Source organism: Modestobacter sp. VKM Ac-2985, from assembly GCF_026967925.1.
GTDB lineage: Bacteria > Actinomycetota > Actinomycetes > Mycobacteriales > Geodermatophilaceae > Modestobacter.
Genome location: NZ_JAPVBI010000003.1, coordinates 17,745 through 42,781, shown reverse-complemented (window position 1 = coordinate 42,781; position 25,037 = coordinate 17,745). Strand labels below are relative to the sequence as shown.

The 25,037-nt window shown below is 74.1% G+C and carries 20 protein-coding genes and 1 riboswitch; of the genes, 7 read left to right on the top strand and 13 right to left on the bottom strand.

Annotated features, from left to right (window positions below; genetic code table 11):
- Positions 1-20: 20 nt before the first annotated feature.
- From O2V61_RS16260 to O2V61_RS16225, 8 genes are all read right to left on the bottom strand, one after another.
- Positions 21-2,144, bottom strand: coding sequence for an ABC transporter ATP-binding protein (locus O2V61_RS16260; protein ID WP_269184309.1), 2,124 nt, complete (start codon positions 2,142-2,144; stop codon positions 21-23).
- Complete coding sequence (locus O2V61_RS16255) at positions 2,141-3,019, bottom strand: ABC transporter permease (RefSeq protein WP_269184308.1); 879 nt, start codon at positions 3,017-3,019, stop codon at positions 2,141-2,143. The genes O2V61_RS16260 and O2V61_RS16255 overlap by 4 nt, the downstream gene beginning before the upstream one ends.
- A 62-nt stretch (positions 3,020-3,081) precedes the next feature.
- The gene (locus O2V61_RS16250; protein WP_269184307.1) at positions 3,082-4,026 is read right to left on the bottom strand and encodes an ABC transporter permease; all 945 of its coding nucleotides are present in this window, start codon (positions 4,024-4,026) and stop codon (positions 3,082-3,084) included.
- Between the two features lie 239 nt (positions 4,027-4,265).
- Complete coding sequence (locus tag O2V61_RS16245; RefSeq protein WP_269184306.1) at positions 4,266-5,819, bottom strand: ABC transporter substrate-binding protein; 1,554 nt, start codon at positions 5,817-5,819, stop codon at positions 4,266-4,268.
- Positions 5,820-5,996: 177 nt separating this feature from the next.
- Positions 5,997-7,643 carry a sulfatase family protein gene (locus O2V61_RS16240; protein WP_269184305.1) on the bottom strand — a complete coding sequence of 549 codons (1,647 nt, stop codon included), beginning with the start codon at positions 7,641-7,643 and terminating at the stop codon, positions 5,997-5,999.
- A gap of 112 nt (positions 7,644-7,755) precedes the next feature.
- A complete protein-coding gene (locus O2V61_RS16235) occupies positions 7,756-8,100 on the bottom strand; it encodes a DUF202 domain-containing protein (RefSeq protein ID WP_269184304.1) in 345 nt (114 codons plus the stop codon).
- Positions 8,097-8,486 carry a YidH family protein gene (locus O2V61_RS16230; RefSeq protein ID WP_269184303.1) on the bottom strand — a complete coding sequence of 130 codons (390 nt, stop codon included), beginning with the start codon at positions 8,484-8,486 and terminating at the stop codon, positions 8,097-8,099. The genes O2V61_RS16235 and O2V61_RS16230 overlap by 4 nt, the downstream gene beginning before the upstream one ends.
- The gene (locus O2V61_RS16225; protein WP_269184302.1) at positions 8,479-9,123 is read right to left on the bottom strand and encodes a TetR/AcrR family transcriptional regulator; all 645 of its coding nucleotides are present in this window, start codon (positions 9,121-9,123) and stop codon (positions 8,479-8,481) included. Before O2V61_RS16225 ends, O2V61_RS16230 begins: the two co-directional genes overlap by 8 nt.
- 265 nt (positions 9,124-9,388) lie before the next feature.
- On the opposite strand from O2V61_RS16225, the gene O2V61_RS16220 reads away from it, so the two are divergent.
- Complete coding sequence (locus O2V61_RS16220; protein ID WP_269184301.1) at positions 9,389-11,857, top strand: beta-glucosidase; 2,469 nt, start codon at positions 9,389-9,391, stop codon at positions 11,855-11,857.
- A gap of 49 nt (positions 11,858-11,906) precedes the next feature.
- On the opposite strand, the gene O2V61_RS16215 is transcribed toward O2V61_RS16220, so the two are convergent.
- Positions 11,907-12,647, bottom strand: coding sequence for an IclR family transcriptional regulator (locus O2V61_RS16215; RefSeq protein WP_269184300.1), 741 nt, complete (start codon positions 12,645-12,647; stop codon positions 11,907-11,909).
- 78 nt (positions 12,648-12,725) lie between these two features.
- On the opposite strand from O2V61_RS16215, the gene O2V61_RS16210 reads away from it, so the two are divergent.
- The 5 genes from O2V61_RS16210 (at position 12,726) to O2V61_RS16190 (ending at position 18,786) form a co-directional block, all read left to right on the top strand.
- Complete coding sequence (locus O2V61_RS16210; RefSeq protein WP_269184299.1) at positions 12,726-13,868, top strand: cupin domain-containing protein; 1,143 nt, start codon at positions 12,726-12,728, stop codon at positions 13,866-13,868.
- Positions 13,865-14,707 (top strand): fumarylacetoacetate hydrolase family protein, encoded by an 843-nt coding sequence (locus tag O2V61_RS16205; protein WP_269184298.1) that lies wholly within the window; start codon positions 13,865-13,867, stop codon positions 14,705-14,707. The genes O2V61_RS16210 and O2V61_RS16205 overlap by 4 nt, the downstream gene beginning before the upstream one ends.
- Before the next feature lie 381 nt (positions 14,708-15,088).
- Positions 15,089-16,063 carry a helix-turn-helix domain-containing protein gene (locus tag O2V61_RS16200; protein WP_269184297.1) on the top strand — a complete coding sequence of 325 codons (975 nt, stop codon included), beginning with the start codon at positions 15,089-15,091 and terminating at the stop codon, positions 16,061-16,063.
- Between the two features lie 202 nt (positions 16,064-16,265).
- On the top strand, positions 16,266-17,942 hold the full coding sequence (locus O2V61_RS16195; protein WP_269184296.1) for an amidohydrolase: 1,677 nt from the start codon (positions 16,266-16,268) through the stop codon (positions 17,940-17,942).
- Positions 17,943-17,982: 40 nt separating this feature from the next.
- Entirely contained in the window at positions 17,983-18,786 is an 804-nt protein-coding gene (locus tag O2V61_RS16190; RefSeq protein ID WP_269184295.1) for an SDR family NAD(P)-dependent oxidoreductase, read from the top strand.
- 69 nt (positions 18,787-18,855) lie between these two features.
- On the opposite strand, the gene O2V61_RS16185 is transcribed toward O2V61_RS16190, so the two are convergent.
- The 4 genes from O2V61_RS16185 to O2V61_RS16170 form a co-directional block, all read right to left on the bottom strand.
- Positions 18,856-19,929, bottom strand: coding sequence for an ABC transporter permease (locus O2V61_RS16185; protein ID WP_269184294.1), 1,074 nt, complete (start codon positions 19,927-19,929; stop codon positions 18,856-18,858).
- A complete protein-coding gene (locus tag O2V61_RS16180) occupies positions 19,929-21,428 on the bottom strand; it encodes a sugar ABC transporter ATP-binding protein (RefSeq protein ID WP_269184293.1) in 1,500 nt (499 codons plus the stop codon). The genes O2V61_RS16185 and O2V61_RS16180 overlap by 1 nt, the downstream gene beginning before the upstream one ends.
- Before the next feature lie 78 nt (positions 21,429-21,506).
- Positions 21,507-22,508 (bottom strand): sugar ABC transporter substrate-binding protein, encoded by a 1,002-nt coding sequence (locus tag O2V61_RS16175; RefSeq protein ID WP_269184292.1) that lies wholly within the window; start codon positions 22,506-22,508, stop codon positions 21,507-21,509.
- A 246-nt stretch (positions 22,509-22,754) separates the two neighbouring features.
- A complete protein-coding gene (locus O2V61_RS16170) occupies positions 22,755-24,158 on the bottom strand; it encodes a threonine/serine ThrE exporter family protein (protein WP_269184291.1) in 1,404 nt (467 codons plus the stop codon).
- Positions 24,159-24,428: 270 nt separating this feature from the next.
- A riboswitch (cyclic di-AMP (ydaO/yuaA leader) is annotated at positions 24,429-24,587 on the top strand.
- A 1-nt stretch (position 24,588) separates the two neighbouring features.
- Here O2V61_RS16170 and O2V61_RS16165 point away from each other — a divergent pair.
- On the top strand, positions 24,589-25,037 hold a 449-nt coding region (locus O2V61_RS16165), incomplete at its 3' end, for a hypothetical protein (RefSeq protein ID WP_269184290.1).

Below are 25,037 nucleotides of genomic sequence, written 5' to 3'. Positions count from 1 at the left end.
CGGCGAGCAGCAGGCCCCGCTCACGGCAGCGCCCCCGCGCGGGAGAGCTCCCCCGCGAAGTGACACGCCGCCAGCTGGCCGGTCTCCGTCTGCTCCAGCGCCGGCGCCTGCTCGATGCAGATGGTGCGCTCCGGGTGGTGCAGCGGACCGATCGGGCAGCGGGTGCGGAACCGGCAGCCCGACGGCGGGTTCTTCGGGCTGGGCAGGTCCCCGCCCAGCACGATCCGTTCCCGGTTCTTCTCCGCGGTGTCCGGGATCGGCGAGGACGCCAGCAGCGCTGCGGTGTACGGGTGCTGCGGGTTGCTGTAGACGGCCTCGGCGTCCCCGACCTCGACGAACGAGCCCAGGTACATGACCACCACCCGGTCGGACAGGTGGCGGACCACCGACAGGTCGTGGGCGATGAACAGGTAGCCCAGGTCGAGCTCGTCGCGCAGCGACTCCAGCAGGTTGATGATCTGTGCCTGGATCGAGACGTCGAGCGCCGACACCGGCTCGTCCAGCACCAGCAGCTTCGGGTCGGCCGCCAGTGCCCGGGCGATGCCGACGCGCTGCCGCTGCCCACCGGAGAAGGCGTGCGGGTAGCGGTCCAGGTGCCGCTCGGCGAGCCCCACCCGCTCCAGCAGGGCCCGGGCCTCCGCGTCCCGCTCGCGCGGGGGCACCCCGCGGACCGCCAGCGCCTCCTCCAGCGACTGCCGGATCGTGCGCCGCGGGTTCAGCGACGCGTAGGGGTCCTGGAAGACGTACTGCACCGTCCGGCGGACCGCGTCGCCGCCGCTCTTGTCCCCGACCACGTGGTCGCCCACCTGGATCGTGCCGGAGGCCGGCTGGTTGATGCCGACGATCGTCCGGGCCAGCGTGGACTTCCCGCAGCCGGACTCCCCCACCAGGCCCAGCGTCTCCCCGCTGCGGACGGTCAGGCTCACGTCGTCGACCGCGTAGACCGGCTCCGGACGGCGGAACAGGCCGCGACTCTCGTTGGACACGTCGACGCGCAGGTTCGTGATCTGCAGCAGCGGCCGGGCCTCGCCGCCGTGCACGCGGTCGGCGGCGGCCGCGGTGACCAGCGGGGGGATCGGTGTCCCGCGCTGGGTCACGTGGCAGGCGGCCAGGTGCCCGGACTCGACCCGCGGCAGCAGCTCGGGCACCTGCTGGGAGCAGACGTCCTCGGCCATCCGGCAGCGGGGCTGGAAGGGGCAGCCCGGGGGCAGGTTCGCCGGGTCGGGCGGCGAGCCGGGGATGGCCGGCAGGCTGCGGCCCTGGGCCACGTCGTCCAGCCGAGGCATGGCGGCCAGCAGGTCGGCGGTGTAGGGCAGCTGCGGGTTGCCGAAGATGACGTCGACCGGGCCGCGCTCCATCACCCGGCCGCCGTACATGACGACGACCTCGTCGCACATCTCGGCGACGACGCCCATGTCGTGGGTGATCATCACGACCGCGATGCCGAGCTGGTCACGCAGCTCGGCGAGCAGCCGCAGGATCTGCGCCTGGATGGTGACGTCCAGCGCGGTGGTCGGCTCGTCGGCCAGCAGCAGCGAGGGCTTGCTGGCCAGCGCGACGGCGATGACCACGCGCTGGCGCATCCCGCCGGAGAACTGGTGCGGGTAGTCGTCCAGCCGCCGGTCCACGTCGGGGATGCCGACCTGGCCGAGCAGTTCCCGGGCCCGCTCGCGCGCCTTCTTCTTGTCCGCGCCGTGCACGATCAGCGCCTCGGCGATCTGGTCCCCGACGGTCATCACCGGGTTGAGCGCCGACTGCGGGTCCTGGAAGACCATCGCGATCTCCCGGCCCCGCAGGTCCCGCATCTCCTTGTCACCCAGGGTCAGCAGGTCGGTGCCGCGGTAGCGCACCTCCCCCGCGGTGGTCCTCCCGGGTGGGCGCACCATCCGCAGGATCGAGCGGGCGGTGACCGACTTGCCGGAGCCGGACTCCCCGACGATGCCGAGGATCTGCCCGGGGCGCACCGAGAAGCTCACGTCGTTGACCGCCCGCACCACCCCCTCGGCGGTGTGGAACTCGGTGGTCAGGCCGCGCACGTCCAGCAGCACGTCGGTCGCGGCGTCGTTGGTGGCGGGGCCGTCGGTGGTGCCTGCTGCGGTGGTGCCCACCGCGGTCGCACCCGTGTCGTTCGAGGAGAGGGTCATCGCCGGGTCGCCGCCTGGTTGAGAGCATCGGACAGGAGGGTGAAGGCCAGCGCGAGCAGCAGCAGCATCACGCCGGGGCCGATGACGTAGCTCGGCAGCGTCTGCACGTACCGCGCGCCGACGTTGAGCATCGCGCCGAGCGAGGGGTTCGGCGGGTTGATGCCCAGGCCGACGATGCTCAGGCCGGCCTCGATGAAGATCGCGATGACCATGAACACCGAGGCCTGCACCAGCAGCGGGTCGACCACGTTCGGCAGGATGTGCCGGACCATGATCGTCGAGCGCTTGACGCCGAGGACGCGCGCGGCGAGCACGTACTCCCGCTGCTCCTCCGACAGCAGCCCACCGCGGGCCATGCGTCCGAAGCCGGGGAGGCCGGCGACCGCGATGGCCAGGAAGAGCGCCAGCCACCCGGTCCCGATGACCAGCACGATCATGATGCCGAGGATCAGCCCGGGGAAGCCGAGGATGATGTCCAGCACCCGCTGGAACACCGCACCCAGCGGCTTGGAGACGTAGCCGGCCAGGCCCAGCAGGGTGCCGATCACCAGGCTCACCGGCACTGCGGTGAGGATGAGGCTCAGGTCGGTTCGCAGGCCGTAGACGGTCCGCACCAGGATGTCCCGGCCGAACTCGTCGGTGCCCAGCGGGTGGGCACCCGAAGGTCCCTGCAGGGCGCCTCGGGCCTGCTGGTCGTAGCCGCCGGGGAAGATCACCGGCGCCAGCAAGGCGCCGCCGATCAACACCACCAGCAGGATCGCGGCCGCCATGCCCTTGGGCGTGCGGAGCGCGCTGGCGTACCGGGACCAGGCACCGCCGCCGCGCGGGCGCCGGGACCGGCCCGTCTCCGGGACCTGGTGCGCCGTGTCCTCCACGGCCGGTCCGGTCCCGCCGGCGGCGGGGGAATCAGGGTCAGGTAGTGCTCGGGTCATGTCTGTCAGCCCAATCGGACGCGGGGATCGAGGGCGGCCAGCACGACCTCGGTGAGCAGCTGGCCGATCACGGCGATGAAGACGGCACCGACGATGAGCACCTGGACGACGGTGTAGTCGGCGCTCTGCGCGCCGGACACCGCCAGCTGCCCGAGGCCGTTGCGGGCGAAGATGGCCTCGATGACCACCGCACCGGCGAGCAGGTCACCGAACCGGATGCCGATCGCGACGACGGCGGGGCCCAGGCTGTTGCGCAGCACGTGCCGGACGTCGATCCGCCGCGGCGGCACGCCCTTGGACACGGCGAGGTCGATGAAGTCCTCCTGCCGCACCGCGAGCATCCGGGTCTGCACCAACCGGGCGACACCCGCCGACATCGGCAGCGCGAGGGCCAGCGCCGGCAGGATCAGGTACTGGATGCCGATGCCCGGGTCGTCCAGCACCGCCACCTCACCGCTGGTGGGCAGCACCCGGAAGGCGACGCCGAACAGCAGGATGAGCAGCAGGCCGACGAGGAACGGCGGGGCGGCCAGCAGGCCGGTGTTGGTGCCCTCGACGAGCACCCGGGCCCACCGGGAGCGGGTCGAACCGGCGAGGATGCCGAGCCCGATGCCGAAGACGATGAGCAGCACACCGGACAGCAGGGCCAGCTCCAGGGTGCTGACCAGCCGGTCGCCGATCAGCTCGGACACCGGCCGGTTGAACCGCAGCGACTGACCGAGGTCGCCGGTGAACAGACCGCCGATCCAGTCGAAGTACTGGCTGACCAGCGGGCGGTCCAGACCCAGCTCGGTGCGGATGGCCGCGATCGTCTCGGCCGACGCGTCCGGGCCGGCGACGACCGCGGCGGGGTCGCCGGGCACGAGCCGCGGCAGCAGGAACGCGATGACGCTGGTCGCGACCAGCACCAGCGCGACCGACGGGATCCGCCGGATCAAGAAGCGGGTCATGTCAGCCGACCCGACCCGGGTCGCGGGACGTCCGGCCGGCGGCCGGCACGACCCGGCGACTCACCGGGGCCGGCCGGGTCCGACCGCCACCCGGCCGGGCGGCGGTTGCGGGCTTGCTCACGAATGCACTCCTCATCGGGAAGGGACGACGTGCGGGCGGCAGCCCGGCAGGTCCCGGCCGGGCGCGCGCTGCCGGTGCTCCTCAGCGCCGCGCACCCGGCCGGGTCGGTCCTAGCGGGTCACTCGGTGTAGCAGGTGGCCGCGGGGACCCACCCGCCGAGCACCACGTCGACGTCCTGCAGGTCGGTGGCCTGCACGGCCGCCCCGGGCGCGGTCACCAGCGAGTGCAGGAACGCCTGCTCGTTCATGTACTCGGTGAGCTCGTACACGGCCTCCGCGCTCTCCTCGGGGCTGGTGGCCTCGATCACGGCGGTGGCCAGCTCCGTGTACTCGGGGGTGTCGAACTGGCGGTGCGCACCCTCCAGCCGCAGGTCGGCGTTGGTCTGCAGCAGGAACGACGGCGAGCCGTTCAGGCCGCGGAGGGAGAGGAAGTTGCCCCCCGTACCCGCCGACAGCCGCTGCTGGTAGTCCGGCGGCGCCAGCGCGGTGAGCGACGGGGTGAGCCCGACCTCGGTGAGGTTGTTGGCGATGATCTCGTACTCCGCGGCGATGACCGGCAGGTTGATGATCGTGATCGGCACCTCCGTGCCGGCGGCCCCGGCCTCCTCGATCAGCTGCCGCGCCTGCTCGGGGTCGTAGTCGTAGGCGCCGGCGAGGTCCTCCGGGTAGGTGTCCGAGGCGGCGGCCCAGTAGAGGCCGTCCGTCGTCCCGCGCCCGCCGAAGACCTGCTCGTTGATCCGGTCCTTGTCGATGGCGTAGCCGATGGCCTGGCGGACCCGCTGGTCCTCCACGGCGTCCAGGATGATCGGGTACGTCCCGTTGATGGTGTCCAGCAGCTCGAACTGCGGGCTGCCCTCGGTGACCGAGAGCGCGTCCTGGACCGTCAGACCGCTGGAGAGCTGGGCCCGGCCGGACCGCAACGACGACACCTGGGCGGTGGAGTCGCCGATCGTCGTGCTCTCGATGCGGTCCAGGTACGGGAGCCCGTCCTGCCAGTAGTCGGTGTTCTTGGCGAGCACGATGTCGGCGCCGGGTGTGTAGCTCTCGACCGTGAAGGGTCCGGTGCCGACGAGCTGTGAACCGTCGGCCAGACCCGCGTAGCTCTCCGAGTCCACGATCGGGGTCAGCGCCAGCGTGCTGGCCAGGGTGTCCGTCAGCGGCGTGGCCGAGGTGATGGTCACCTCGTGCTCCCCGGTCGCCTCCACCTCCCAGCCGGCGAGGATCGCCTTGACGTCGGAGACGGTTGCCGGGTCGAGCGCCTGCTGGATCGTGAAGACGACGTCGTCGGCGGTGAACGCGCGGCCGGAGTGGAAGGTGACGCCCTCGCGGAGCTGCAGCACGGCGCTGAGGCCGTCGTCGCTGATCTCCCACTCGGTGGCGAGCGCCGGCTGGGGGTCGTCGAGCGCGGCGGTCGAGACGTTGATCAGCGGCTCGAAGACGGCGCGCACCCACAGCAGGTTGGTCGCGCTCTGCGCGAACACCCGGCTGACCTCGGGGGCCGACGAGTTCGCGGCGACCACCGTTCCGCCTTGCTGGCACTCGCCGCTCCCCCCCGAGGCGGTGGCCTCCTCGGCCTGGTTGACGGCCGAGCTGCAGCCGGCGGCGAGCAACGACGCCAGCGCGACGACGGCGACTCCCGCCTGGCGACGACGGGGGGTGGTGGACTTCCGCATGGACAGACTCCTCGATGAGTTCTGAGCCGGGGCCGTCGCGTGACGGGCGCCGGGAGGGCACAGCGGGCACGGGCGGCGTGTGACGCCGACCACGTGACGTAGGTAACTTACCGAGTGCTCGGTAAGTAGGAAAGAGGAGGGAGCCGCCGTCACCGAAACGTTATGAAGCCGACCTGGTCAGCTCGTGGACCGCGGGACCGGCACGGCGACGTCGTCGCTGGGCTCGTGGCCGAGCCGCCAGGCGCGCACCCAGACGTGCTCGACCGCCGGCAGGTCCACCGGGCCGCTGTAGAGCCGCCAGTACCGCCCGTCCTGCTCCGGCGAGCCGATGGCGCCCTTGAGGAAGGACGCGGGAACCACCTCCCCGGCCGGGTCGGTGGTCCAGCCGATGGACGCGCCGTCCGTGGCACAGGTGGCGACCAGCCGACCGTCCTCGACGCGTACCTGGGGAGCCTCGGTCGGGCGCAGCCGCCCGCCGGGCCGCCACTGCTCGATCAGCTCCTCCTCGGGCAGCTGGCCGAGGTCGCCGACCTCGTCGATCCAGCCGTCCAGCGCGTGTCGCAGCCGGTCGAGGACGCCGGCGTGCTCCGGGGAGCCGGCCAGGTCGACCGTCTCGTGCGGGTCCTGCTGCAGGTCGTAGAGCTCCTCGGCGGGCTTGCTGGCCGCCACCACCGAACGCTGCAGCGGGGTGAGCACGTCGCGCACCTGCCCGGCGGCCAGCTGGTTGCCCTCCAGGGAGTGCAACCGCCGGTACTCCGCCCAGGTCGCGAGGTGGTCGGGGTACTCGCAGTGCTGCATCCCCGAGCGGTCGGGGTGCAGGTTGCGGATGTAGCGGTACCGCTCGTCGCGCACGGTGCGGCAGGTGTCCTCCTGCACGTCCATCCGGTCCCGCCCGCCGAAGGCGTGCTCGTTCTGCTGCAGGAACGCACCGGTGCGGTCGAGGAACGGCTTGGCCTGCACGTGCTCCGGGACGGGGAGGCCGCAGACCTCGAGCATCGTCGGCGCGAGGTCCATCAGCTGGATGATCTCGGTGCGCCGCTGGCCCGGGGCGAGGACACCCGGCCAGCGGACGATCAGCGGCTCGCGCAGCCCGCTCTCGTAGGACCAGCGCTTGCCGCGTGGCATGCCCAGCCCGTGCTCGCTCCAGAACACGACGATGGTGTCCTCCGCGAGCCCGTCGTCGGCCAGCTGGTCGAGGATCTCCCCCGCCCAGTGGTCCATCTCGGTGATCAGGTCGGCGTAGCGCGCCCAGGCCTGCCGGAACACCGGGGTGTCCGGGTGGTACGGCGGCAGCGGCGCCTCGGCCGGGTCGTGCCGCTCCTCGGGCAACACCCGCGAGGTGCGCGCCGCGAACGCCTCGTCATCGAGGTAGATCTGCGACTCGTGCGTGATCATGCCCTGGAAGGTGGCGAAGAACGGGGTGTCGTCGGTGGGCCGATTGCGCCAGTGCGCCGTCTCGCTGCAGTCGTCGAAGGCCGTGCCGGGCGTCTGCACCTGGAAGTCGGTGAACCAGTTGTTCGTCGTGTACCAGCCGGCCGCCCGGAAGTACTCGGTGAAGAGCTTCACCTCCGGTGGGGGCACTGCCTTGGTGCGCATGTGCATGGTCCCGATGGAGATCGGGTGGCAGCCGGTGTAGATCGCCGACCGGGACGGCGCGCACACCGGGGCGCTGGCGAAGGCGTTGTCGTAGACGACCCCCTCGGCGGCCAGCTGGTCCAGCCGCGGGGTGACCGCGTACTCGGCGCCCGGGTACACGCCCTCGTAACAGCCCAGATGGGGGTTGATGTCGTGGGTGCTGATCCAGAGCACGTTCGGTCGCCGCACTGCGATCGCCTCTTCCTGATCGGGTCGCCCGTCGCCCGCCCGGTCGGCAGCGACGTGACCCAGCTAACTTACCGATCACTCGGTAAGTCGCCAAGAGGTGACCGGCCGACCCTCAGTCGCCGAGGACGAAGGCGAGCGCCAGGAGGCCGATGAGCACTCCGGAGCAGGCGAGCGCCGCGATCGGCACCCCGGCCTGTCGGACACCGGTCAGATCACCGCGGTCGGTCAGCGACCGGTGCACGACCCGGTACCGGCGGCGCGCCGCCAGCGCGACGAGCGCCGCTTGCACCAGCCCGACCGCGGCGGCCACCAGCGCGAGGACCCCGAGCACCGGTACGGCCAGCCGGCCGGCACCGACCGCCCCCACGGCCATGGCCAGCGCGGTGCGCCGCCAGGCCAGCGCGGTGCGCTCGGCCTGGAGACCGGCGTCGAACACCCGGCCCGAGGAACGGGTCACCGCAGGAAGAGCCCGATCAGCACCAGCAACCCGGCCACGGTGACGCCGACCGCGGTCAGGAGGCCCAGCCGCGGGGAGGGCAGCGGCCGGGACTGCCGCATCGCCCGCTCGGTCGCCACCCAGCCGAACCACGCCTGCACGGGCGCCAGCAGACCCAGCACGATGAAGACCAGCGCGCTGGCCAGACGGACGCCCTCCTCGATCGGGAGGTCGAGCGCCTCCAGCGCCACACCGGCGGCCAGCAGCGCCAGCGAGGTGCGCATCCAGGCGAGGAAGGTGCGCTCGTTGGCCAGGCTGAACCGGGGGTCCGGCTCCTCCCCCGTGCCGTACACCCGCCGCGGGAACCGGCGGTCTGCCCGCCGCTCCGCCGTCGCGCCCTCAGGCATCCTGGCGAGCCCCGACCTGCGACGCCGCCCCGGTCTGACCATCGGGGCCCGCCGCGAGCCGCCGCAGCGACGTCTCGAGCAGGCCGCACATGTCGACCGGTGGCTGCATGAGCCACTGCAGCTGCAGCCCGTCCATCAGAGCCATCAACTCCGACGCGAGACCTTCCGGGTCCACCCTCCGAGCGAGCCGGCCCCTGTCCTGGTCGACCCTGATCCGGTGGGCGACCATGGTGCGGATGCGCTGGTAGCGCACCTGGAAGAACTCGTGCGCCGGGTGCGCCGGGTCGAGGCTCTCCGCGGCCGTGACCGTGAACAGCCGGACCAGCTCCGGCCGCTGCGCGTTGCGCTCGCACAGCGCCATCAGCCAGTCCACGACGCTGGGGTCCGCCTCGCGGAAGGTCTCGTCGAGGTAGCGGGAGTCCTCCTCGTCGCGCTCCTCGAGGACGGCCAGGATCAGCGCCTGCTTGTTCGGGTAGTGGTGCAGCAGCCCGGGCTGGGACACCCCGACCCGGGTCGCTACGTCGGCCAGGCTGGTGCCGTGGAACCCGGTCTCGGCGAAGGCCTGAGCGGCCGCCGCCAGGATCTGCTGCCGGCGCTGCGTCCGCGGCAGGCGCAGCCCCTCGATGCGTTCAGCCACCACTGCAGAACCCCTCACCACCGAACGGACCGTTGTCCGGGCACCCGACCCCGTGATCGAGATCATGCCACGTGCCGGCCCACTTACCGATTGTTCGGTAAGTGAGTGCCTCGATCGGGGTCGCTGGCATGACGTCCACTCGTCGGTGCGGCCGCATACCTACCGAGCACTCGGTAGGAGAAGTAGAGTGGGCCAGGTCACCCGCTCCCCTGTCCTGGCGTCGTTCGCGTGCCGCATCCGCGACCGCCCCGATCGAACGGATCCCATGACGACCACGCCGGCACGTCCCGACCCACGCGTCACCGAGGCCCTCGCGGCGCTCACCCTCGAGGAGAAGGTGCAGCTGCTCACCGGCCGCGACTTCTGGACCACCTGGCCGATCGAGCGGATCGGGCTGCGCCGCATGCTGGTCTCCGACGGTCCCTCCGGCGTCCGCGGCGAGCTCTGGGACGAGCGCGACCCCTCGCTCAACCTGCCCTCGGCCACCGCGCTGGCCGCGGCCTGGGACACCGACGTCGCCCGCCGCTACGGCGCCGCCGCCGCGGTCGAGGCCCGGCGCAAGGACGTCGACGTCGTCCTCGGCCCCACGATCAACCTGCACCGCTCACCACTGGGCGGCCGGCACTTCGAGGCGTTCAGCGAGGACCCGGTGCTCACCGGCGAGCTCGCCGCCGCCTACGTGAGCGGGGTGCAGGACAACGGCGTCGGCGCGACCCCGAAGCACTACGTGGCCAACGACTTCGAGACCGACCGCTTCACCGCCGACGTCCGGGCCGACGAGCGCACCCTGCGCGAGGTCTACCTGCTGGCGTTCGAGAAGGCCGTCACCGAGGCCCGGGCCTGGGTGGTGATGAGCGCCTACAACGCGGTCAACGGCACCACGGTCACCGAGAACGAGCTGCTGGAGACCCCGCTGAACAGCGAGTGGGGTTTCGACGGCGTCGTGATCAGCGACTGGACGGCGGTCCGCAGCCTGGCGTCCGCGACGGCGTCCCAGGACCTGGTCATGCCCGGCCCGGACGGCCCGTGGGGCGACGCGCTGGTCGCCGCGGTCCGCGACGGGGAGGTCGACGAGGCCGTCGTCGACCGCAAGGTGCTGCGCCTGCTCACCCTGGCCCAGCGGGTCGGTGCACTGGGCGACTCCTCCCCCGCGGAGCCGGTCTGGGTCGAGGACGGGATCGCGTTCGCCCGCGAGGCAGCCGCCGAGGGCACCGTGCTGCTGGAGAACCGCAGCCCCGACGGGCGACCGGCGCTCCCCTGGGACGCCGCTGCGCTGCGCTCGGTCGCGGTGATCGGCAACAACGCGGCGGCCGCCCGCACCCAGGGCGGCGGCAGCGCCACCGTCGTCCCCGAGTCCACCGTGTCCCCACTCGACGGCCTGCGGGCCGCGCTGCCCGGCGTGGACGTCGGCTACTCCGTCGGCGCGGTCGTGCAGAGCGGGGTCGTCGAGCTGCCGCTCCCCCAGCTCACCAACCCGGTCAGCGGCGCACCCGGGCTCCGGGCCCGGTTCCTGGCCCCCGACGGCACCGAGCTGTTCGGCGAGGACCGCCGATCGAGCGACCTGGTGTACTTCGGCGGCGACGCCCCCATCGAGCCCGCCGCCGGCTACGAGCTGAGCACCCGCTGGACCCCCGCCGAGTCGGCCACGGTGCGGCTCGGGTTCGCCCTGGTGGGCCGGGCGCAGCTGTACGTGGACGGCGAGCTGCTGATCGACGAGACCCTCACCCCGGTGGGCACCGACCTCGGCGCGGCGTTCCTGAGCCCGCCGAACGCCTCCGCCGAGGTGCGGCTGACCGCCGGTGCCCCGCTGGACGTCCGACTGGTCCTCGACCTCGGTGACCGGGCCGGCTTCAACGCCCGGGCGCTGTCCCTGCGGCTGGGCACCGAGCCCGCCGACGACGACCCCGACGCACTGATCGCCGCGGCGGCGCAGGCCGCCGCGGCCGCCGACGTGGCCCTCGTGGTCGTCGGCACCAACTCGGTGGTGGAGTCCGAGGGCTACGACCGGGACTCCCTCGCCCTGCCCGGGCGGCAGGACGACCTCGTCCGCGCCGTCGTCGCGGCCAACCCGCGCACCGTCGTCCTGGTGAACGCCGGGGCCCCGGTGCTCATGCCGTGGCGGGAGGACGTCGCCGCCCTGCTGATCGGCTGGTTCGGCGGCCAGGAGTTCGGCAACGCGGTCGCCGACGTGCTGCTCGGGGTCGCCGAGCCGGGCGGCCGGCTGCCCACCACCTGGCCGGCCACCGAGGCCGACGTGCCGGTGCTCAGCTGCACCCCCGTCGACGGGGTGGTCGAGTACGCCGAGGGCGTCCACATCGGCTACCGCGCCTGGCTGCGGTCCGGCGCGCAGCCGGCCTGGTGGTTCGGCAGCGGGCAGGGCTACACGACCTTCGAGCTGACCGCCGTCGACGCCCCGGCCGAGGCAGCCCCCGGCGAGGTGGTGACCGTGACGGTCGAGGTGACCAACACCGGCGAGCGCGCCGGCAAGGAGGTCGTGCAGGTGTACGCCGAGCGGCCGGACTCCGTCGTGGACCGGCCGGTGCGGTGGCTGGTCGGCTCGGCCGCCGTCCGCGTCCCCGCCGGGCAGACCGCCCGGGTCGACGTCGCCGTGGACACCCGGTACCTGGCGTACTGGGCCGAGGGCTGGCAGTACGAGCCGGGCGCCCACCAGCTGCGCATCGGCACCTCGGCCGTCGACCTGCCGGGAGGGTGCACGCTGCAGCTGCTGGTGTGACCACCGGCCCCCGCCCACCTCGCGGACGGGTGGGACGCGGGACCGCCCCTCACCCGTCCGCGAGTTCGGCGGCGATCGCCGCGGCCGTCCCGGTCAGCGCCGCCACCCACCCCGGAACGGCCTGACGCGACCAGCGGACGCTGGGCATGGCCAGCGAGAGCGCCGCCCGGGTCGCCGTCCCAGCTCCCGGGACGGCGACCCCGAGCGCGGTCACCCCGGCCTCCGTCGCCTGGTCGTTCACCGCGTGGCCGCGCCGGCGGACGGCGCGCAGCTCGCGCTGCAGCCGGTCCACGGTGGCGGCGTCGAGGTCGCCGAGCAGCGCCTCGACGGTCTCTGCCGGGAGCATCGCGAGCAGCACCTTGCCCCCGGAGCTGAGGTGGGCGGGCAGGGTGCGGCCGGTGCGGTCACCGACCCGCAGGACGTGCGCGCACTCGACGCTGGCGACGAAGCGCACGTCGCGTCCGGCCAGCACCGTCAGGTTCACCGTCTCGCCCTCGTCGTCCACCAACCGGCGCAGGTGCGGCAACGCCACCTCCCGGAGCCGGGCGACCGGCTCCTGCGGCAGCCCGCCGCCCCGCAGCAGCGGGCCGGAGCCGTAGCGGCGGTCCGGCAGCTGCTCGGCGAAGTCGCGGTAGACGAGCATCCCGAACAACCGGTGCGCCGTGGACACGGACACCCCCAGGCGCGCGGCCGCATCGGTGACCCGCATCGGCCCTTCCTGCTGCACCAGGGCCGCCAGCAGCAGGGCCGAGTCGACCGACGCGATCGCATAGGTGGGCCTGTTCCTCACAGCAGAAAAGACTATCCCTCGCTCCGACATACGGGCACGGTCGGCCCACTGCACCACCGTGATGAGGGAGGAGCCGCAATGACGCAACTGGCCTCGCCGGTCTCGCTGACCGCCGTGGACGCCCCCGACCAGCCCACCCCCACGCCGGAGCTGGCGGCGCTGTACCGCGGGTTCGAGCAGGAGCTGCTCGTCCCGCTGTGGACCGAGATCGGTGACCTGATGCCGGCCCACCCCCGCTCGCGGGCCGTTCCGCACGTGTGGCGCTGGGAGAACCTGCTCCGGCTCGCCGACCGGGCCGGGCACCTGGTCCCCGTCGGCCGGGGCGGTGAGCGACGAGCTGTCGCGCTGGCCAACCCGGCGCTGGGTGGCAAGCCGTACGCCACCCCGACGCTGTGGGCGGCCATCCAGTACCTGATGCCCGGGGAGGACGCCCCCGAGCACCGGCACACCCAGCACGCCTTCCGCTTCGTCGTCGAGGGTGAGGGCGTGTGGACCGTCGTCGGACGGGACCCGGTGCCGATGCGCCGCGGTGACTTCCTGCCGCAGGCCGGGTGGAACTGGCACGCCCACCACAACGCCGCAGACCGCCCCATGGCCTGGATCGACGGCCTGGACATCCCCTTCCAGTACAACGCCGAGGCACAGTTCTTCGAGTTCGGCCGCGACCGGATCAGCGACGCCGAGCGCGGCACGCCGGAGCGCTCCCGCTCCCAGCGGTTGTGGGGCCACCCCGGCCTGCGCCCGGTCTCCGCCCCCGGCGCCAGCCCGGGCACGCCGCTGCTGAACTACCGCTGGGCCGACACCGACGCCGCACTGGTCGACCAGCTCGAGCTGGAGGCCGAGGGACACCCGGGCGTGGTCGAGCCCGGGCACGCCGCCGTCCGCTTCAGCAACCCGACCACCGGCGGCGACGTCCTCCCGACCATCCGGGCCGAGGTGCACCGCATCCGCCGCGGCACCGAGACCACTCCCCGCCGCGAGGCCGGCTCGTCGGTCTACCAGGTCTTCGACGGCACCGGCACGGTGACCGTCGGCGACGCCTCCTGGCGGGTGGGGCGCGGTGACCTGTTCGTGGTGCCCTCGTGGCAGCCGCTGTCGGTGCGCTCGGAGGCCGACACGTCGGACTCCGACTCCGGCGCGCTGGACCTCTTCCGGTTCAGCGACACCCCGGTCTTCGAAGCCCTGCACCTCGACCGCGTCCAGATCGGAGACACCCCGTGAAGCTGGCCACCATCCGCACCCTCGACGGCAGCACCCGCGCGGTGCGGGTCGAGGACGACCACCTCGTCGACCTGGTCGCCGCCGACCTCGGTGAGCTCCTCGCCACCCCGGGGTGGGAGGAACGCGCCGCCGCGGCGACCGATCCGGTGGCGCAGGCCCGCGGCGCCGCGTTCGCACCGGTGGTGCCACGTCCCGGCAAGATCGTCTGCGTGGGGCTCAACTACCGGAACCACATCCTGGAGATGGGCCGGGACCTGCCCGACCACCCGACGCTGTTCAGCAAGTACGCCGACACGCTGGTGGGGGCGAACGACGACATCGTCAAGCCGCCGGAGACCACCCAGCTGGACTGGGAGTGCGAGCTCGCCGTCGTCATCGGCGCGCCGGTCCGGCGAGCCCGCGGCGCGGACGCCGAGCGGGCGATCGCCGGGTTCGCCGTGCTCAACGACGTGACCTGCCGGGACTGGCAGTTCCGCACCCGCGAGTGGCTGCAGGGCAAGAACTGGGAGGCCACCACACCGCTGGGGCCGTGGCTCGTCACCCCCGACGAGCTCCCCGGCGGGGTGCGGCCGACGCTGGACATCCGCACCGCGATCGACGGCGAGACCGTCCAGCAGGACAGCACGGGTGACCTGCTGTTCGACCCGGTCGCGCTGGTGGAGTACGTGTCGACCATGGGCACCCTGCGCCCCGGTGACGTGATCGCCACCGGCACCCCCGGCGGCGTGGGCCACGCCCGCAAGCCGGCCCGCTACCTCGAGACGGGGCAGGTGGTCACCACGGAGGTGAGCGGGCTGGGGCGCTGCGAGAACCGCGTCGTCGCCGACCCGGCACCCTGACGGGGACGCGCGACCTGGCCGCCGGACGGCGGTGGGCGGTCCACGGCACCGAGCCCCCCGTGGTGCCCTGGACCGAGGGGGGACGACGAGCTGTCCCGTCCGACGGTGCTGCCCGGCTGGGCCGGCCGGCACCTGGTGGCCCGGCGGGGTGCGGGTCGAGGTGCAGGGCTCGCTCCCGGCCGGCCCGGCCGACCGGCCGGGGCGGGCGCGGGGGTGCGCTCCCCGGCCGGCACAGTCCCCGTGCTCTCGCGCAGCCGCTTGTGCACCACGTCACACGTGACCTACGGTTCCTCTCTTAACGGACGCGTCGTTCGTTTTTCGAGTGGATCGAGGTGCCTCGTGGTCGTGCCCCCTCTCGCTCCGTCGGCCGGACGACACCCCGTGGGCCAGCTGCTCCGACGACCTGTGCCGGCCGGCTCCTCGGCAGCCGACGCCGACTGCGCCCTCGACACCTTCCAGACGGCGGTGTCCTCGGCCTGCGCCCCCGTGCGCGTGCGCCCGGTCGACGGCATCGCCTTCCGCGGCCGGCTGCGCAGCGCCACGGCCGACGGGCTGCTGGTCACCGCACTGCGGACCAGCCCCAACTCGGTGTCCCGCACCGGGCGCCTGCTCAGCTCCACCGACCCGGAGTTCGTCAAGCTGATCTGGCAGCGGCAGGGCGTCAGCCGGCTCAGCCAGGACGGCCGCCGGGGCGAGGTGCGACCCGACGACCTGGCGGTCTACGAGACGACCCGGGCCTACGAGCTGGACAGCGCGGGCCCGGACTGGGCGGCGGTCGTCGTCGCCGTGCCGCGGGACCGGCTCCAGCCGCACCTGCGGCCGTTCAGCGAGCGCACCGCGGTGCCGGTGCCCGCCACAGGCGGTCCGGCCCGGGCGCTGACGCTGATGCTGGCGGAGCTGGCCAGGTGCGAGGACGCCGGGATGGGCGGCTCCCCCGCGGCCTGCCACCTCGGTGACGCCCTGGTGTCGATGATGCTCGCGGTCTACGCCGGCCTCCCGGAGCTCCCCGGCGGCAGCGGACCGACCCTCGCCGACCGGGTGCGCTCCCACGCGCTGGCGCACCTCGGCGACCCTGATCTGGGGGTCGAGTCGATCGCGCTGGCGCTCGGTGTCTCGGTGCGCCAGGTGCACAAGATGTGCGCCCAGGAGGGGTTCACCGCCGCCGCGTGGATCCGGCGCCGCCGGCTCGAGCGGATCCGCCGCGATCTGCTCGACCCCACGTTCGCCGGGCGCAGCACGGCGTCGATCGCGGCCCGCTGGGGGATCCTCGACGTCACCCATCTCGCCCGGCAGTTCCGCTCGGCCTTCGGCGAGTCCCCCGCCGAGCTCCGCCGTCGGCAGACGACCGCGGCCTGACCCGCCGTGGCCCACCGGCGCCGTGCACGAAATGGCGGCCGGGCGTGCGCGGGATGGTCGACCCCGACCGACGTGGTGTCGTGGACTGGCCGGTGTCGGCACGGCCGGTCGCCGGTCGGCCGGTCGCCCGCTCGGCCGGCCGTCCACCCCGCGGCCCCGGGCGTCGCACGTCCCCAGCCGCCCACGCCCGCCCGGAGGCCCGATGTCCCTCACCCCGCTCCCCGCTGACCTCCTCGTCACCGGAGGCCGCATCTGGACGTCGGACCCGGCGCACCCGTGGGCCGAGGCGCTGGCGGTCCGCGACGGGGTGCTGCTGGCGGTCGGCACGGTCGAGGAGGTCGCGCCGCACCGCGGGCCGGACACCGAGGTGCACGACCTGGCCGGGTCGCTGGTGCTGCCGGGGCTGGTCGACGGGCACGTGCACCTGAACCTGGCCGGGGCCCAGGCGGCGTTCGAGCTGCCGCTGCTGCCGAGCGACTCGCTGGCCGACGTGCTGGCGAAGGTGCGCACCTGGGCCGACCGGCTGGAGCCGGACGCCTGGGTCGTCGGCGGGATCCTCGGCAGCACCCTGGTCGGGCAGCTGGCCGAGGAGCGTCACCGGCTCGCCCTCGACGAGGCCAGCGGCGGGCGGCCGGTGCTGCTGCGCGACGACACCATGCACAACCGCTGGGTCAGCTCCCGGGCGCTCGAGCTGATGGGCGTGGGCCCGGACACCCCGGACGTCGAGGGCGGCCGCTACGTCCGGGACGACGCCGGCCGGCTCACCGGCGTGCTGCACGAGCTGGCCTCGGCGCGGGCGGAGTCGGCGTTCGCCGCCTCGGTCGCCGACCCGCAGGCCCGCATCCGGGAGGCGGTCGCCACCGCGGTCCGCGTGCTGAACTCCTACGGCATCACCAGCGTCCAGGAGGCCGCCACGATGGGCGCGCCCCTGGCCGCGCTCCGCGAGCTCGAGGCGGAGGGCGGGCTGACGCTGCGCGTGGTCGCCTCCCTCCCGGTGCGGCCCTTCCTCGAGGACGGCCCGGTGGGCGGGGAGCTCATCGCCGAGGCGCGGGCGCAGCGCAGCGACCTGGTCCGGCCGGACTTCGTGAAGATCGTGCTGGACGGGGTCCCGATGACCCGGACGACGGCGCTGCTGGAGCCCTACCTGTGCCGGCACGGCGAACCGGCCACGACCGGCGACCTCTACTACGACCTGCCCGACCTCGTCGCGGAGGTCGAGCGGTGCCACGACCTCGGTCTGGGCGCGAAGTTCCACGCGACCGGGGACGCCTCCGTGCGGCTCGTGCTGGACGCCGTGGAGCAGGTGCGCTCCCGCCGAGGCCCCGGGCCGCGGTTCCAGATCGCGCACGCCGAGTACGTGCACCCCGACGACCTGCGCCGCTTCGCCGCCCTCGACGTGGTCGCCGACGCCTCCCCCTACATCTGGTTCCCCGGGGTGATCCAGGACAGCATCGCCGCCCACGTGCCCGAGGAGGTCGTCGCGGCCTCCTGGCCGTTCCGCGACTTCGTCGACTCGGGTGCGCTGGTCGCCGCCGGGTCGGACTGGCCGTGCGCGGCGCCCACCCCGGACCCGTGGACCGGGCTGGAGGCGATGGTCACCCGGCGGAACCCCGACCCGGCGGTGCCCGGTGCGCTCAACCCCGGGCAGGCGCTGACCGTGCAGGAGGCGGTCACCGCCTTCACCACGCACCCGGCCGAGGCGATGGGCCTCGGTGAGGTGACCGGACGGCTCACCCCGGGCCGGTCGGCGGACTTCATCGTCCTGGACCGCGACGTCTTCACCGTGGACCCCTCGCAGGTGCACGCCACCCAGGTGCTGTGCACCTGGTTCGCCGGCCGGCTGGTGCACACCGCCGACGCCCCGGCCGCGCAGGCGTGACCCGCGCGACGGGCCCGGGCGTGCCGCCGGTCAGCACCCCGTGAGCTCCGGCCCGGTCACGCTGGTCACCGGCGGCGGCGCCGGCATCGGCGCGGCGACCGCCCGCACGCTGGCGCGCACCGGGTCCCGCGTCGCCGTCTGCGGTCGCCGGCCGGAGCCGCTGCAGCGGACGGCGCAGGAGACCGGTGGGCTCGCCGTGACCGGCGACGTCGCCGACCCGGCGGATGCCGCCCGGGTCGTCGAGCGCACCGTCGAGCACTTCGGCCGGCTCGACGGCCTGGTGCTCAACGCCGGGGTGATGCACCCCGGGGCGCTGCTGGACGTCTCCCCCGAGGCGTTCGAGGCGACGCTGCGGGTCAACGTCGGCGGCCTGTACCACGTGCTCCGGGCGGCGCTGCCGCACCTGCTGGCGGCCCGGGGCGCGGTGGTCACCGTGGCCTCGGTGGCCGGCCTGCGGGCCAGCGCCGAGATGTCGGTCTACGCCGCCTCGAAGGCGGCCGCCACCGCACTCACCCAGTCCCTGGCCGTCGACTACGGCCCCCAGGGGCTGCGGGCGAACGTGGTGTGCCCCGGCTGGACGGCGACCGAGATGGCGGATGCGGAGATGGCGGAGTTCGGCGGTCCCCGCGGCCTCGACGGCGACGCCGCCTACGCGCTCGTGACCTCGCTGGTCCCCGCGCGCCGGCCGGCCGGCGCCGACGAGGTCGCCGCGTGCATCGCCTGGCTGCTGTCGGACCAGGCGCGCTACGTCAACGCGGCGGTCATCCCGGTCGACGGCGGGCAGGTGGCCGTGGACGTGGGCACGGTGCCCTTCGACCCGCGGGTGTCCGTCGACCGGTCCTGACCCGCCCCGCAGCCCGACCACCCGCCGGCGGCCCGGCCGAGGGCACCAGCCCCCGGCCGGGCCCCCGGCTCAGCCGGTCGCGGCCGGCTCGTCGGGCCGGTGGGCCTCCCGGGCCTGCATCCTCCCGCGGACGGCGTGGGTACCGGCGGCGATGGCGATCGCCGCGACCAGCGCGAGGCCGCTGGCGACGTTCTGCCAGAAGGTGGTGACGCCCAGCAGCGTGAGGCCGTTGCGCAGCAGCCCCATGAACAGCACCCCGACCAGGACGTCGACCATGCTGCCCTCGCCGCCGGTGAGCGCGATCCCGCCGAGCAGCACGGCGGTGATCACCGACAGCTCGAACCCGGCGCCGAGCTGGCCGGCCGGGGCGCTGTTGAGCCGGGCGACGGTGATGGCGCCGGCCAGCCCGGCCGCGGCCCCGCTGGTGACGAACAGCAGGAACGGGATGCGCCGCACGTCGACCCCCGACAGGTAGGCGGCCTCCCGGTTCACCCCGATCGCGTAGACGTGCCGCCCGGCGGGCGTGCGGGTGAGGAACACCCCGGCGGCCAGCAGCACGGCCACGGCCAGCAGCACCGGCAGCGGGATCCCGGCGACGTTGCCGATGCCCAGGAAGCCGAAGGCCTCCCCGAAGTTGCTCAGCGGCAACGGGCTGACCAGCTGGGCGACGCCGCGGACGGCGGTGAGCATGCCCAGGGTCACGATGAAGGAGGAGAGCCCGAACACCGTGGCCAGCACGGCGTTGACCACCCCGACCGCGGCCCCGGCCAGCAGCGCACACCCGACGGCGACCAGCGGGGACCCGCCGGACTGCACGACCTTGCCGGCCACCACCCCGCCCAGGGCGAGGGTCGACCCGACCGACAGGTCGATGTAGCCGGCGATCACCAGCATCGCGACCGGGGCGGCGACGATCGCGATGACCGCCGCGTCCAGGAGGACCCCGCGCAGGTTCCCCCAGCCCAGCTGCGACCCGGTGGCCAGCTGCACGCCGGCCACCATCACCACCAGCAGGACGAGCAGCGGGTTCTTGACCAGCCAGCCCGCGGCAGCGGCCACCGGGGAGGGTGCCGCGGCCGCGTGCCCGGTGGACGGGGGACGACGGTCGGCTCCGTCGACGGTGGGAGGTGAGGCGGTCGTCATCAGGAGGGCTCCAGCTCGCTGTGGATGAGGTCGAGCAGCTGTTCTTCGTCGGTGTCGCGCATGTCGAGGTCGTCGACGACCCGGCCCCGGCGCATCACCAGGCACCGCTGGGCCAGCGCGACCACCTCGTCGGGGTCGTTGCTGGCGAACAGCACCGCCAGGCCGCGCTCGGCGGCCACCTGGCGCAGCACCTCGTAGATCTCGGCCCGGGCGCCGACGTCGACGCCCTGGGTCGGGTCGTCCAGCAGCAGCACCCGGGTGCCGGCCCGGTCGTTGACCCAGCGGGCGATGAGCACCTTCTGCTGGTTGCCGCCGGACAGCCGGGACACCGGGACCTCCGGGTCCGCCGGGCGCAGTCCGAAGGCGGCTGCGGTGCTCCGGAAGACCTCCCGCTCCGCGCGGGGACGGCGCCACCCCGCACGCGCGGTCAGCGACATGACCCGCAGCACGGTGTTCTCCCCGGAGGACAGGGAGCCGAAGAGCCCCTGCCGGAGCCGGTCACCGGGGACGAGCGCCAGCCCCGCGCGGAGCGCGTCGTCGGGACGGCGGACCCGCACCGCGCGCCCGTCCACGGCGACCGTGCCGGAGGTGGCCGGCCGGCGACCGAAGAGGGTCTCCAGCAGCCGCGACCGGCCGGACCCGACCAGCCCGTAGAGGCCGACGATCTCCCCGGGGCGGACCACCAGGGAGACGTCGTGCAGGCCCGGTGCCTGCAGGTGGTCGACGGCCAGCGCCGGGGGCGTGTCCGGGTCCACCGGCCGAGGCGCCACCGCCGCCCCGTGCGCGCGGCCGCTCACCGCGGTGACCAGGTCCGTCTTGCTCACCCCGGCCATCGGCTGGGACCACACGACCCGCCCGTCCCGCAGCACCGTGGTGCGGTCGGCGAGCTCGACGACCTCGTTGAGCAGGTGGGTCACGTACAGGACGGCGATCCCCTCGGCCTTGAGCGTTCGCACCAGGTCGGCCAGCCGGCGTGACTCCACCGGGGACAGCGCGGCGCTCGGCTCGTCCAGGACGAGCAGCCGTGCGTCCCGGCTCAGCGCCTTCGCGATCTCGACCAGCTGCCGCTGGCCGATGGTCAGCTGCCGGACCGGGGTGTCCGGGGAGACGTCCAGACCCACCCGCTCCAGCAGGCGCACCGCGCGCGCCCGCTGGTCGGCCCGGCGCAGGAAGACCCCCGCCGTCGTCGTCTCCTGGCCGAGGAAGAGGTTCTCGGTGACGTCGAGCCGGTCGATGAGGCTCAGGTGCTGGTAGATCACGGCGATGCCCGCGGCGATGGAGGACCGGGGGTCCAGGGCGTCGTGCGTCGTCCCCCCGATCGTGATCGAGCCGGCGCTGGGTGCGGTGCCACCGCCGAGGCACTTGATCACCGTGGACTTGCCGGCGCCGTTGTGGCCCAGCAGGGCGTGCACCTCACCCGCGGCGATGTGCAGGTCGACGTGGTCGAGCGCCAGAGTGGGGCCGTACCTCTTGGTGAGGCCACGGATGGAGACGGTCATGCGGGCGTCCTGTCGTCAGGGGCGTCGGGACAGGGGCCGGGAGCGGCAGCCCGGGGGCCGACCGCCGCTCCCGGCGGCTCAGCCGCCGAAGGCGGTGATGTACTCCTGCAGGTCGGGGCTGTCGGGGGTGACCAGGTACACCGGGACGTCGGTGTCCGGCTCCTCACCGCGGCCAAGGGCCAGCGGGATGTCGATGGTCGCCTGCACGATGTCCTCGGACTTGACGGTGACCACGCCCCGCACGACGTTGCCCTTCTGCATCTCCTGGAACAGCGAGAGGTTGCCGTCCAGGCCCCCGACGTAGGTCTCCGGGTCGTCCGCGGCCCGGCCGGAGGACAGCAGGGCCTGGTAGGCGCCCTGGGCGGCGTCACCGACGGCGGCCAGCACCATGTCCACGTCGGGGTCCGAGGCCAGCACCGAGTTGGTGACCGTGAGCGCCTCCTGCGGGGTGACCGCCTGCTGCTGGGCGACGATCTCGGCGTCCGGGGCGGCGGCGCGCAGCCCCTCGAGGATGCCGTTGGTCCGCTCCTGCCCGATCTGGGTCAGCTGGTCCTCCAGCACCAGCACCGTGGGGGCCTCGCCGAGGTTCTCCCGCGCCCACTGGCCGGCGTCCTCCCCGAGCATCCGCCCGGACTCGGTGAAGCTGAACTGCAGCGTGCTGCTCTGGTTCTCCAGGTCACCGCCGTAGGTGACCCAGTACTTCCCGGCGTCCAGGTACTGCTGCGCGATCGAGGTGACGCTGGCCGGGTCCATCGGGAAGGACACCACCGCGTCCACGTCGCTGTTGAGGTAGGTGGTCAGGTTCGACACCTGCGTCGACAGGTCGCTGTTGTCGTTGGTGAACTCGACCGTCACGCCCTGTTCCGCGGCGTAGTCCTGCATCTGCTGGCTCAGCACCGCGTAGATCGGCAGGGACGTGAACGGGAAGTCGAAGAGGATCGTGTCGACCTCGGTGTCGCCGCCCTCCGGAGCGGCCGCGGCGCTGCCGCTCTCGGTCGTCGTGCTGCAGCCGGTGAGGGCCAGGGTCACCGCGAGCGGGGCGACGACGACGGCGGTGGCTCGATGACGGCGTGCGGACATGAGGGCCTCGTTCTCTCCAGCGCGGGACGGGGGCGGGGCCCGGTCTCGACGGGCGAGCCGGGTCCGCTGTCCGGTCGACCCTCGGGCCGGACCGCTCCGGTCGACGACCATCGCGCGCACCCGCTCTCGCCCTTTCGCGCACCCGGGTCCGTCCCGTCCGACCGAGAGCGGGAGGCCGCGCCCCGGAGGCTGCCGCTCGGGCGCCCGCCGCCTCGACGCCGGGACGCGCGGGGATTCCCGGGTGGCTCAGGGGGCGCTGGTCGCCTGCCGGCGCACCCGTCGGTCGAAGCGGTCGCCCCGGGCGCCCAGCGGCCGGCCGAAGAACCTGCCCAGCACGACACCGGCGGCGAGCGCCAGCCCGATCGCCGCGGCCCCGACGAGTCCGTTCACCCCACGGCCGACGTCTCCCTCGACGACGATCGCGAAGAGGCCCCGGTAGATGGTCAGCCCGGGCAGCAGCGGGACGATGCTGCAGACCGCGAGCAGCAGGGGCGGGATGCGGAGCCGCTCGGTCAGCGACTCCCCGCAGAACCCGGCGACCACGGCCGCCGCCGCACTCGCCACCGCGGGACCGGCACCGAAGGCGGCGGTCCCCGACGCCGTCGTCCAGGCCAGCGCGCCGGCCGCCGTGGCGACTCCGATGGCGGCCGGGCGGGCGTGCGAGGCCAGTGCCCAGGCTCCGGCCATCCCGGCCGCGGCGAGCAGGGCGACGGCGGGCGGCGCCGCCGCCGGCGACGGGTCGAGCACCCGCAGCGGCACCTCGGCCCGCTGCGCCAGGTCCAGGACCGCGGCGATGCCGACGACGATCCCGGTCGTCAGCGTCAGCACCTCGAAGCCCCGGGCCGCGGCGGTGACCGGGAAGCCGCTGATCGCGTCCTCCGCGGCGCCCACGAAGGAGAGGCCCGCCAGGAGCACCACGATCCCGGCGGCGACGACCAGCGAGGTACGGACCTGCACGTCCCAGGCGACGAGCAGGACGGCCGTTGTCGTGGCCACCGCCGCACCGGCCACCTGCTGGAAGAACATCGGGAGCCCGCGCCGGTCGAGCGCGCGGATCGTCTGCTCGATCGCGGCGGTGGTCACCGCCGCGACCAGGGCCACCAGCCAGCCACCACCGAGCAGGAAGGCGACGCAGCCCGCCACACCCGACCAGCCGAGTGCGTGGATCGAGCGGCGGTAGGGGTGCGGTGCGGTCAGGACGTCGTCCAGCTGGCGGTGCGCGTCCTCCAGGCCCAGGCCCTCGGCCTTGATCGCCGCCGCGAGGTCGGTGATCCCCTGCAGCCGGGTGTAGTCCAGCCCCCGGGGTCGGACGATGCGCATCAGCATCAGCGGCGGGACGTCGTCCGGGTCCCAGCTGATGGTCAGCGACGTGAAGGTGATGTCGACCTGGCAGTCGGTCAACCCGTAGGCCGCGGCGACCCGGAGCACCGTGGCGGTCACGTCGGCCGCGGAGGCACCGACCGCCATCATCGACTCCCCGATGCGGAGGGCCAGACCGAGGGCCGAGCGGGCGGTGCCTGCATCGACCGGGCTGGGCCGGGCACGCAGCGCGAAGGGCGCCGTCGGCGGCCCGGATCCCGAGATCGCCTTCCGCGCGCGGTCCGGCAGGCGGGTCAGGTGCTGCCGGCGGCCCGGGGTCGTGGAAGGCACTCCGCCAGGCTACGGATCCCCGACGGCACGCACCGCCGACGACGAGGGTCCGGCTCGTGGCCTTGCCCACAGGGGAGAGAGGTCACCGACGGCGGCTGCTCAGCCGGACCGACTCGCCACCGACACCAGTTCCGGCCGCCGGTCGGCGTGCCGTCGGCGGCACGCCGGAGGCGTGAGATGCGTCACGAGGACAGCCCGGTCTCTTTTCCATAACGTGCCCGTCGCGCCGACACAGTGGGCGTGACGCCGGCCCGCCCAACCCTGCCTGCCGACCGTCATCCGCAACTCGTCAAGGCAGGGGTGGGGGAACCACCGCACACGACGCGCCGACGACCGGTCGGCTCGTCTCGGGGTGAAGCCGGCATCGCCGGCCGGGCACCGATCGCCCGAACCCGACAGCTAACCCCTCAGGCGGTGATCGGAGATCACCATGCCCAAGCACTCCGCACCTCGTCTCGTCCGCCCCCTCGTCGTGGCCGGCGTCTCCGCCGTCACGCTCGGGCTCCTGGCCTTCCCGGCACAGGCCCACACCACCACCGCGCCCCCCGCAGCAGCCGCTGCACCCGCCGCCGTCCCGGCAGACCAGGAGACGGTCGAGCGGCGCGCCGCGATCGCCGCGCTCCTGGAGGCCAACGGCGGGTCCTGGCGGGCGCTCTACGAGCGCAACCGCGACCTCGACGGCTGGCGCGCCGACTCCCGCTCCGAAGGGCAGCTGCGGTTCACCCTCGGCCTGGAGGACGGCGCACCGGCACCCGAGGCGGCTGTGACACCCGCCCCCGAAGCCGCCCCGGCTCCCGCCCCGGCCCCGGCTCCCGCCCCGGCCCCGGCTCCCGCCCCGGCCCCGGCTCCCGCCCCGGCCCCGGCTCCCGCCCCGGCCCC

Excerpts from the sequence above, each read along its gene's own strand:
- O2V61_RS16220 (WP_269184301.1), top strand. The coding sequence starts at position 9,389 with ATGACGACCACGCCGGCACGTCCCGACCCACGCGTCACCGAGGCCCTC.
- O2V61_RS16195 (WP_269184296.1), top strand. The coding sequence starts at position 16,266 with ATGTCCCTCACCCCGCTCCCCGCTGACCTCCTCGTCACCGGAGGCCGC.
- O2V61_RS16210 (WP_269184299.1), top strand. The coding sequence starts at position 12,726 with ATGACGCAACTGGCCTCGCCGGTCTCGCTGACCGCCGTGGACGCCCCC.
- O2V61_RS16230 (WP_269184303.1), bottom strand. The coding sequence starts at position 8,486 with ATGCCTGAGGGCGCGACGGCGGAGCGGCGGGCAGACCGCCGGTTCCCG.
- O2V61_RS16245 (WP_269184306.1), bottom strand. The coding sequence starts at position 5,819 with ATGCGGAAGTCCACCACCCCCCGTCGTCGCCAGGCGGGAGTCGCCGTC.
- O2V61_RS16180 (WP_269184293.1), bottom strand. The coding sequence starts at position 21,428 with ATGACCGTCTCCATCCGTGGCCTCACCAAGAGGTACGGCCCCACTCTG.
- O2V61_RS16250 (WP_269184307.1), bottom strand. The coding sequence starts at position 4,026 with ATGACCCGCTTCTTGATCCGGCGGATCCCGTCGGTCGCGCTGGTGCTG.
- O2V61_RS16175 (WP_269184292.1), bottom strand. The coding sequence starts at position 22,508 with ATGTCCGCACGCCGTCATCGAGCCACCGCCGTCGTCGTCGCCCCGCTC.
- O2V61_RS16185 (WP_269184294.1), bottom strand. The coding sequence starts at position 19,929 with ATGACGACCGCCTCACCTCCCACCGTCGACGGAGCCGACCGTCGTCCC.
- O2V61_RS16260 (WP_269184309.1), bottom strand. The coding sequence starts at position 2,144 with ATGACCCTCTCCTCGAACGACACGGGTGCGACCGCGGTGGGCACCACC.